Here is a 7,174-nt window from a genome sequence, read left to right as displayed (position 1 = left end):
CCGCCGCAACGGTGGGCGCGGTGAGCGGGGCGGCCGCGATCGTGCTCGCCGCGCGCTCCTACCATGCGATGCTCGCGGAGCTGCGCGAACGCCTCGTCGCCCGCGCGATGACCCTCCCGCAATCCCTCGTGGAACGCGCCGGCACCGGCGATCTCGTCTCCCGATCCAGCGACGATGTGGCGCAGATCGCCGACGCCGCGCCCGCGATCATCCCCGCTTTCACGGCGACCGGGTTCACGATCGCCGTCACTCTGGCAGGGATGACCGCCATCGACCTCTGGTACGGCCTCGCCCTGGTCGTCGTCCTCCCGGTGTACGTCATCACGGTGCGCTGGTACCTGCGCACCGCCCCGCCCATCTACGCCGCCGAACGCGCCGCGATGAGCACCCGCGCCCAGCAACTCGTCGAGTCTCAGCGCGGCTACGACACCATCCTCGGATTCGGCCTCGGGACGCAGCGTCACGAGCGGGTGCTGACGGCATCCTGGACGGTCGCGGGACACTCCGTGCGGGCCACGACCGTGCAGAACATGTTCTTCGGACGCCTCCACGTCGGCGAATACCTCGGGCTCGCCGCGATCCTGGGCGTCGGATCTTTGCTGATCCACGCCGGCGAATCCACCGTCGGCGCGGCGACCGCCGCGGTGCTGCTGTTCCTGCGCCTATTCGGGCCCATCGGCGCTCTCCTGCTCGTCCTCGACACCCTCCAATCCGCCGCCGCCTCGCTGAACCGCATCGTCGGCGTCATCGCCATCCCCACCCCTGAGACCGAAGTCGTCAGCACCGGCGAGGCGGGACCTAACGGTGTCGCCCGGCTCTCCGGCGTGCGGTTCGGCTACGACCAGGATCGTGCCGTGCTCGACGGCATCGACCTGACCCTGACCCACGGGGAACGGGTCGCAGTGGTCGGAGCATCCGGGGCCGGCAAGACCACGCTCGCCGCGATCCTCGCCGGCACCCGCCACCCCGACGCCGGCACGGCGACCCGACCGGAGCGCACCGCGGTGATCACCCAGGAGGTGCATGTGTTCGCCGGCACGATCCGCGAGAACCTCACCCTCGCCGCCCCCAACGCCACAGACGACGAGCTCCGCCGCGCCCTCGACGCCACGGGCACCACAGGGCTCCTCCACCAGCTCCCCGACGGTCTCGGCACCTCCGTCGGCGCCGGCGGACACGAGCTCACCGCAGCGCAGGCGCAGCAGATCGCCCTGGCCCGGCTGCTACTCGCCGACCCGGAGTTGGCGATCCTGGACGAGGCCACCGCCGAAGCCGGCAGCGCCGACGCCGCGCGCCTCGACCGAGCCGCCACCGCCGCCACCGACGGACGAACCGCGGTCGTGATCGCCCACCGGCTCTCCCAAGCCGCCGCCTGCGACCGCATCCTGGTGATGGATGCCGGGCGCATCGTCGAAGAAGGCACCCATGACGATCTCGTCGTCGCCGACGGCGTGTACGCGCGGCTGTGGGAGGTCTGGAGCGACGGACGCGGTGTCGGTGGGGAGTGCGATTGAGATGGCAGGCGACTCGCAGGGTGGCACTTGGTGCCACACTGCGAGCGGGCGGTGTCAGCCAAACGGCGTTGGTGTCATCTGAACGCGTTCCCTGTCGGGGACATCCGCTTTGGCAGCGGCTGCCACGGCTCAGTCTGCGGTACCGCGGGGCACGATCCACTGGGACCGGAACCCAGGTTCGACGCCGGCGACCTGGTCGAAGTCGGCGTCATAGTGCACGACGCTCACTGGTCGTGCGGGGCTCGAATGGTGCAATGCCGTCGCGGCGATCTGCAGGTCACTGACGCCGACAGCGCGCCCGATTCGGGCCGTGAACAGCGCGGCCTGGATGCGCAGCGCGACCTCGATGATTCCGGGATGAGGAGGAAGGATGATCTTCGCGCGCGACTCGAGGTCGATGAGGCGTTGGTGATCGGCCGCGGAACGTGCCGAATAACCTGCCTCGAGCAGTGTCGGAAGGCACGTCGCGATCTCGCCCCTCTCGCGCAGGCGTTCCCAGGCAGAACGAACCGATGGCTTGGCAAGTCGCTGGATGACCGAGTTGTCAACGAGGAACAGCGTCACCGCTGAGCCGATCGGATGACCTCGGGATCTGCGAGGTCATCGACGGCGCCGGAGGTGATGAACTCGGCATAGTCGTCAAGCTCAAGGCGACGAACCATTCCTTCCAGCGCGGCGGCGACGACGCCCTTCTTCGTGGCGATACCCGAGAGCGCCTGCGCGCGTGCGAGCACGGTGTCGTCGATATCAATCAGAGTCTTGCTCATATGGCCACCCTTCTCGATATATCCGTTCCTAGTCCTGAGTATATATTCACCTGACGCCGCGCATGTCACAGCTGCCACCCCGATGTCACCTGCTGCCACCGAACGTGTCCAACTGCCAAATCCAGTGTCAACCCACATGACACCACACCCCTTGACACTCCGGCATCCGCTGCTCTAACGTACAACCAAATGGTTGTACAAATTGAGCTCAGCGACGAGGAGATCGACCGTGTGTTCCATGCCCTGGCGGCGGCGACGCGGCGCGACATCCTGCGGCGCACGATCGCGGCGGAGCAGTCGGTGTCCGCTCTCGCCGCGGCCTACGACGTCTCGTTCGCCGCGGTGCAGAAACACGTCGCGGTGCTCGAGGCGGCCGGACTCATCGTCAAGCGCGCCGAGGGACGCGAGCGGCTCGTCCGCGCGGACTCCGTCATGATCGCGCGCGCCCGCATCCTCCTCGCACGTTACGAAGAGCTCTGGCGCGCACGCATCGACCGCCTCGACGCCGTCCTCGCCGAGGACGACTGAACCCACTCCGCAGGACCCCCGCCCGCCCGGCCAAAGCCCACGAATCAAGGAGAAGAACCGATGCCCGTCACCTCCGTCACCACCGACCCCGAGGCGCTCACGATGACCCTCGTGGCCGACTTTCCGGCCCCCGTCGAGCGCCTCTGGGGCGCCTTCACAGACCCGCGCAAGCTCGAGCGCTTCTGGGGGCCTCCGGGGTATCCGGCGACGTTCGGCACCTACGATCTGCGGCCCGGCGGCGTCTCGCACTACTGGATGACGAGCCCGCAGGGGCAGCGCTTCCACGGCCGGTGGGACTTCGTCGAGGTCGAAGAGCCCCACCGCATCGTCGTGCTCGACTCCTTCGCCGACGCGGACGGCGAGGTCGACCCGTCGATTCCCACCGGACGCATGACCTTCCTCTTCGAGAGCACACCGGACGGGTCCCGCTTCACGGCGGTGTCGGCCTCGCCGACGGCAGAGGCGCTCGAGCAGGTGCTCGCGATGGGCCAGGCCGAGGGGATGCGGCAGTCGATCGACCAGCTCGACGCCGTGCTGCAGGACCTCCGTGCGTACGCGCAGGGCAAGGGCACGCGCACCGAACTGCTCGACGACCAGCACGTGCGCATCACCCGGCTCGTCGAGGGCCCACGCGACCTCGTCTGGCGCGCGCACCACGAGCCCGCCCTGCTGAAGCAGTGGCTCCTCGGCCCCGACGGCTGGCAGCTTATCGAGTGCGAGGTCGGCGACACCTACCGCTACGTCTGGCAGCAGGGTGAGGATGCCGCGACCCGCTTCGGCTTCGAGGGCGAGACGGTGCTGTCCGAGCCCGCGTGGCGCGCCGTCACCACCGAGCGGATGCTGGGGACCGACGGCCCGACCACCCTCAACGACCTGCAGCTGTACGAGGAGGACGGCGCGACCCTGCTGACGCTGCTGATCGAGTACCCCGACAAGGACACCCGCGACATGATCCTCGCCACCGGCATGACCGACGGCATGGAGACCTCGTACGCGCGGCTGGAGCAGGCCGTGCTCGCGCCCGCGTGACCGCGGCCTGACCCGCGGCATCCATCCCCTGCAACGCCGACGCGGGTCGACGACGCGACTCAGGTGGCGCAATCTGCGGGAACTGCTCGACCATTCCCGCAGAAGGCGCCACCTGAACGTCGCGCCAGGTCGGCCCAGCCGCCCGAACGTCGCGCCAGGACGAGTCAGTCGCCCGAATCAGTGCGGCGTGCGCGGCACGCGCTTGGGGCGGATCGCCGGCACATCGCCGACGATCGGTACCGCGGTGCGCCAGAGGACCGTCCCGTAGCGCGCGACGAGCCCGATCATGACGGTCAGCTTGTTGCGCGGGCCGAGCAGGCTCCCGATGTGCACGAACAGCCACACGAACCACCCCATCGCACCCGTGAGCGGGATGAGTGTCCGCAGCGGCGGGACGCGCTGCAGGATGCCGATGCGATGCAGCACCGGGAGGTTCGCGATCCCGGGCAGCTCGCCGATGGCCGCCCGACGTCCGATGATCGCCAATTGCCCCTTGTCGTAGTAGGAGAACGGCTCGGTCGGCTCGCCGGAGATCGTCCGGACGATCTGGCGCGCGATGTGCTGGCCGCCCTGGATCGCCGGTTGGGCGAGCTGGGGGAGGTCCTGCGGTGCGATCGCGACGTCACCGGCGGCGAACACCCCCGGCATCCCGACGACCTGGAGATCCTCGCCCACGCGGATCCGGTCGCCGTCGTCGAGGGGCAGATCCCATTCGCGCACCTCTTCGTGCGGCGCGACCCCGGTCGCCCAGATGGTCAGATCGCTCGGCAGCTCCGTGCCATCGGAGAGCACCACGGCATCCGGCCGCACCTCCTGCACTCCCGCACCGAGGCGCAGCTCCACACGCCGCCGCCGCAGCTGCGCCGCCGCGTACTCCCGGAGCTTCGGGATGAACGGCTTCAGGATCTCGCTGCGCTGCACGAGGGTGATGCGGAAGGCGTCGCCGTCGATCTCGGGGTACGCCGGCTCCAAACCCTGATCGCGCAGCTCGGCGAGGGCGCCCGCCATCTCCACGCCCGTCGGCCCGCCGCCGATCACGACCACCGACAGCCCGCGGTGGCGGCCGGGCTCGACCGCCGCGCGCTCCAGCCGCGTGAACAGCGCATCGCGGATCGCGATCGCCTGCGACCGCGAGTACACCGCGAAGGCGTTCTCCTTGGCGCCCGCGGTGCCGTGATACGACGTCGTGACCCCCGTCGCGAGGACGAGATAGTCGTAGGGAAGCGTTCGTCCGTCGAACAGGCGGATCCTGCGCGCCTCGGAATCGATCTCCATGAGATGCTCGTGCACGACGTCGAGGTTGGGTTGGCGTACCCGCAGACTCCGCAGGAAGTGCGTGACGTCGCCAGGATTCAGCCCGCCGGTCGCCACCTGATACAGCAGTGGCTGGAACGTGTTGTAGACGCGGCGGTCGATGAGCGTCACCCGCACGGGTGCGCTGCGCAGCGCACGGGCGGCCGAGACACCGGCGAACCCGCCCCCGACGATGACGACATGAGGCACAGGCATCCCCCCACGCTACCGTCGCCCGCGGCAGCGTCGTGGATCGCGGGGGTTTCCCGGGAGGTGGATGCCGAGTGGGACAATGAGGGCATGACCCCTCCCGCCGAGCACCACCTCGAGACCGCGCGGCTGCGCCGTAGCCCGCGATACGGGGTGTTCCTCGCCGCGGGGGCGGCCCTCGGCATCCTCGTCGCCCTGATCCTCACGTTCGCGTTCGACGGCACCGACGAGCCCAGCGCGGTGACGGGCGCCGCCTACTCCTCGGGCCAGGTCTTCGGATTCCTGTGCCTGTTCGGGATCCCCCTCGGGCTTGCGCTCGGCGGCGCCGTCGCGCTCATCCTGGACCGCACCGTCGGTCGCCGCACCCGCGACGTCCGCGTCGACGTCGCGGAGGTCGGCGGCTCCGATCCCGCGGATTCCTGAGTCGCCGGTCTACGCGATGTCGGCGATGACCGGCCCGATTGCGGCGTCGAAGGCCGCGATGTCGCCGCGGAGGCCGTCGGTCACCGCGATCGTCAGCGCCCCGATCCACCACACGCCGCGCTGGGTGAACGGCAGCACCTGCACGTTCAACTCGAACGAGTGCGCGCGCCGACCCACGGTGCGCTCGTGCTGGGCGATCGCGCTGGCGTAGGCGCGGTACGAGGCCCCGGTCCCGAGCCCCGCACGGTAGCGCTCGTGAGCCGCGCGCGCGAAAGCCAGGGCATCCGCACCGTGCGGAGCGATCGCGGCCTGCAGCTGGGTGAAGCCCTCGACCGGCAGCGCCACGAGCATGTCGAAGCCGTCGACGAGGTCCAGCGGCACCGGCGAGTGATTCGCCTGCGGCTCGACGGTCATGTCCCAGTACGCGCGCCACTGCCGCTCGAGCGTGGCGGTGTCGTCGTACTCACTCGTCGCGGAGGTCGGGGGAGCGCCGCGCAGCTGCGGCAGTTCCTGCGGAAAGCGGATGCCGAGCACTTGACGCAGGTACAGCGCCACAAGCACCGGGGGCCCTGCATCCTCACGCACGACCCACTCCGGTCCCGCCGCCGCTGCTGCCATGCCCACATCCTAGGCAACGGCGGCCCGCCGCCGCCCGCCCCGGTCTCGCCCGCCCCGCCACCCGCGACCCGCGACCCGCCACCCGCGACCCGCCACCCGCGAGAGAACAACTCCGCGCCGAGAGAACGGGTAGCACCCGTACCCTCGGCCGCCCGTTGTTCTCTCGTCCGGGAAGACGGGCGAGGCGGGCGAGGCGGGCAAGGCGGGGAGGACGGGCGAGACCGGGGCGAGCCGAGACGGCCGGACCGCCCGGTAGGCTGTTCGGGTGGCACAGGCCCCACAGAATCCCTACACCGAAGCCGGCGTCGACACTGCGGCAGGAGACCTCGCCGTCGAACTGATGAAGTCGGCCGTTCGTCGTACCCACGGACCCGAGGTGCTCGGCGGTGTCGGCGGCTTCGCCGGCCTGTTCGACGCCAGCGCGTTGCGCGCGTACTCGAAGCCGCTGCTCGCGACCAGCACCGACGGTGTCGGCACGAAGGTCGCGATCGCGCAGGCGATCGACAAGCACGACACGATCGGTCAGGACCTCGTCGGCATGGTCGTCGACGACATCGTCGTGGTGGGCGCCCGGCCCCTCTTCATGACGGACTACATCGCCTGCGGCAAGATCTTCCCCGAGCGCATCGCCGACATCGTCCGCGGCATCGCCGACGGGTGCACCGCCACCGGCACCGCTCTCGTCGGCGGCGAGACCGCCGAGCATCCGGGGCTCATCGGTATCGACGACTACGACGTCGCGGGCGCGGCGACCGGCGCCGTCGAAGCCGACCGCGTGCTCGGCGCCGACCG

Annotated in this window: 9 protein-coding genes; 5 read left to right on the top strand and 4 right to left on the bottom strand. The window is 70.2% G+C overall.

Going from position 1 to position 7,174, the window contains the following annotated elements; translation table 11 throughout:
* Positions 1–1,514, top strand: a 1,514-nt coding sequence (locus tag WBP48_RS16890) for an ABC transporter ATP-binding protein (protein WP_424441903.1), incomplete at its 5' end; no start/stop codon positions are given.
* A gap of 129 nt (positions 1,515–1,643) precedes the next feature.
* Here WBP48_RS16890 and WBP48_RS16885 read toward each other — a convergent pair.
* Together WBP48_RS16885 and WBP48_RS16880 are read right to left on the bottom strand one after the other, a co-directional pair.
* Entirely contained in the window at positions 1,644–2,078 is a 435-nt protein-coding gene (locus WBP48_RS16885; protein WP_424441902.1) for a PIN domain-containing protein, read from the bottom strand.
* Entirely contained in the window at positions 2,075–2,281 is a 207-nt protein-coding gene (locus WBP48_RS16880; RefSeq protein ID WP_424441901.1) for a type II toxin-antitoxin system VapB family antitoxin, read from the bottom strand. Before WBP48_RS16880 ends, WBP48_RS16885 begins: the two co-directional genes overlap by 4 nt.
* A 189-nt stretch (positions 2,282–2,470) precedes the next feature.
* Here WBP48_RS16880 and WBP48_RS16875 point away from each other — a divergent pair, with 189 nt between their 5' ends.
* Complete coding sequence (locus WBP48_RS16875; RefSeq protein WP_424441900.1) at positions 2,471–2,809, top strand: ArsR/SmtB family transcription factor; 339 nt, start codon at positions 2,471–2,473, stop codon at positions 2,807–2,809.
* Positions 2,810–2,869: 60 nt separating this feature from the next.
* Entirely contained in the window at positions 2,870–3,838 is a 969-nt protein-coding gene (locus WBP48_RS16870) for an SRPBCC family protein (RefSeq protein WP_424441899.1), read from the top strand.
* A gap of 177 nt (positions 3,839–4,015) precedes the next feature.
* Here the strand turns inward: WBP48_RS16870 and WBP48_RS16865 are convergent, their stop codons facing one another.
* Complete coding sequence (locus WBP48_RS16865; protein ID WP_424441898.1) at positions 4,016–5,347, bottom strand: NAD(P)/FAD-dependent oxidoreductase; 1,332 nt, start codon at positions 5,345–5,347, stop codon at positions 4,016–4,018.
* An 84-nt stretch (positions 5,348–5,431) separates the two neighbouring features.
* Here WBP48_RS16865 and WBP48_RS16860 point away from each other — a divergent pair, with 84 nt between their 5' ends.
* Entirely contained in the window at positions 5,432–5,764 is a 333-nt protein-coding gene (locus WBP48_RS16860; RefSeq protein WP_424441897.1) for a potassium transporter Trk, read from the top strand.
* Between the two features lie 9 nt (positions 5,765–5,773).
* Here WBP48_RS16860 and WBP48_RS16855 read toward each other — a convergent pair whose 3' ends face one another.
* The gene (locus tag WBP48_RS16855) at positions 5,774–6,382 is read right to left on the bottom strand and encodes a zinc-binding alcohol dehydrogenase (protein ID WP_424441896.1); all 609 of its coding nucleotides are present in this window, start codon (positions 6,380–6,382) and stop codon (positions 5,774–5,776) included.
* A gap of 265 nt (positions 6,383–6,647) precedes the next feature.
* On the opposite strand from WBP48_RS16855, the gene WBP48_RS16850 reads away from it, so the two are divergent.
* Positions 6,648–7,174: phosphoribosylformylglycinamidine cyclo-ligase (locus tag WBP48_RS16850; protein WP_424441895.1), on the top strand; the 527-nt coding region annotated here is incomplete at its 3' end.

The organism is Microbacterium sp. (assembly GCF_049661145.1).
In the GTDB taxonomy this organism is placed as follows: domain Bacteria; phylum Actinomycetota; class Actinomycetes; order Actinomycetales; family Microbacteriaceae; genus Microbacterium.
This window is presented reverse-complemented; position numbering and strand designations above follow the sequence as displayed.

Bases quoted from the DNA above. Each gene is read 5' to 3' on its own strand.
- WBP48_RS16865 (WP_424441898.1), bottom strand. From the start codon at position 5,347: ATGCCTGTGCCTCATGTCGTCATCGTCGGGGGCGGGTTCGCCGGTGTC.
- WBP48_RS16870 (WP_424441899.1), top strand. From the start codon at position 2,870: ATGCCCGTCACCTCCGTCACCACCGACCCCGAGGCGCTCACGATGACC.
- WBP48_RS16860 (WP_424441897.1), top strand. From the start codon at position 5,432: ATGACCCCTCCCGCCGAGCACCACCTCGAGACCGCGCGGCTGCGCCGT.
- WBP48_RS16875 (WP_424441900.1), top strand. From the start codon at position 2,471: ATGGTTGTACAAATTGAGCTCAGCGACGAGGAGATCGACCGTGTGTTC.
- WBP48_RS16880 (WP_424441901.1), bottom strand. From the start codon at position 2,281: ATGAGCAAGACTCTGATTGATATCGACGACACCGTGCTCGCACGCGCG.
- WBP48_RS16855 (WP_424441896.1), bottom strand. From the start codon at position 6,382: ATGGCAGCAGCGGCGGCGGGACCGGAGTGGGTCGTGCGTGAGGATGCA.